The organism is Mesorhizobium sp. M7A.F.Ca.CA.002.05.1.1 (genome assembly GCF_003998335.1).
Classification (GTDB): Bacteria; Pseudomonadota; Alphaproteobacteria; order Rhizobiales; family Rhizobiaceae; genus Mesorhizobium.
In genome coordinates this window covers 1-1,277 of the sequence record NZ_RZQI01001259.1, presented here as the reverse complement: position 1 = coordinate 1,277, position 1,277 = coordinate 1, and the positions used below count along the sequence as shown (strand labels likewise).

The window sequence follows — 1,277 nt, the reverse complement described above, 5'->3', positions numbered from 1 at the left end:
GCTGGGCGCGGCATTGCGGCTCTATCACAATGGCGATGTGCCGTTGCTCCGGCTGATCGAAACCCTGTCCACCGCTCCCGCAAAACTGTTCGGCCTGCCCGGCGGCACGCTGAAGCCGGGTGCTGTCGCCGATCTTGCGCTTGTCGATCTCGACGAACCCTGGATCGTCAGCGAAAGCGGTATTCGTTCGCGCTCGAAAAACACCTGTTTCGAAGGCGCGCGACTGCAAGGCAAGGTCTTGCAAACGCTGGTTGCGGGCCGCACAGTGTTTTCCGCCTGAACGGCCACGGCGCACCGCGCGTGATCCGGCTCGTCAGGGGGAAATGCGGGGGAAACAATGACTTACAGCCTCATCCCAGCGCTGGTGTTCGGCTATCTGCTTGGCTCGATTCCGTTCGGGCTCCTGCTCACCCGCGCGGCCGGCCTTGGCGATGTGCGCAAGATCGGCTCCGGCAATATCGGCGCCACCAATGTTCTGCGCACCGGCAATAAGGCCCTTGCCGCCGCGACGCTGCTGCTCGACGCGCTGAAGGGCACGGTCGCCGTGCTGATAGCCGGCCATTTCGCGCCTGACCTGGCGATCTGGGCCGGTCTCGGCGCCTTTCTCGGTCATCTCTTCCCGGTCTGGCTCGGTTTCAAGGGCGGCAAGGGCGTCGCCACCTATCTCGGCGTGCTGATCGGCCTTGCCTGGCAGGTGGCGCTGATCTTTGCCGTCGCCTGGCTGGTGATGGCTTTCCTGTTCCGTTATTCCTCGCTGGCGGCGCTGACGGCGGCGGTCATCGTGCCGATCGCCCTCTATGTCCTGAGCGCACCGCAGAATGCGGCCTTGTTCGTGGTGATGAGCATCATCGTTTTCATCAAGCACCGGGAAAACATTTCGCGCCTGCTTGCCGGCACCGAGGGCAAGATCGGAGCCAAGGGGTGAGCGAGCCTGCCGCCGTGGTGAGTGGGCCGGCCGCCGGGCCGCGTCTCAGCGACCGGCAGCGGCTGAGCTGGCTGCGGCTGATCCGCACCAAGAATGTCGGCCCCGCATCCTTTCGCGACCTCATCAACCGTTTCGGTTCGGCCGAGGCGGCGCTGGAGATATTGCCGGAACTGATGATTTCAGGCGGCGCCATCCGGATCGCTCGCATCCCTTCCATTGCCGAAGCCGAGGCCGAACTGGAATTAGCCGGAAAGGCCGGCGCCCGCTTTGTCGGGATCGGTGAAACAGACTATCCACCCCTATTGCGCAACATGGACCATCCGCCGCCGCTGCTGGCGGTAAAGGGCAACGC

The 1,277-nt window shown here is 64.3% G+C and carries 2 protein-coding genes and 1 pseudogene; all 3 read left to right on the top strand.

What is annotated here, in order from left to right:
* A partial coding sequence (locus tag EN939_RS34695; protein ID WP_164751533.1) for an amidohydrolase family protein occupies positions 1–280 on the top strand: 280 nt, incomplete at its 5' end.
* A 57-nt stretch (positions 281–337) separates the two neighbouring features.
* A complete protein-coding gene (plsY, locus tag EN939_RS34690; protein WP_127271878.1) occupies positions 338–925 on the top strand; it encodes a glycerol-3-phosphate 1-O-acyltransferase PlsY in 588 nt (195 codons plus the stop codon).
* A gap of 17 nt (positions 926–942) precedes the next feature.
* A pseudogene (locus EN939_RS34685) lies at positions 943–1,277 on the top strand (DNA-processing protein DprA); the annotation flags it as partial.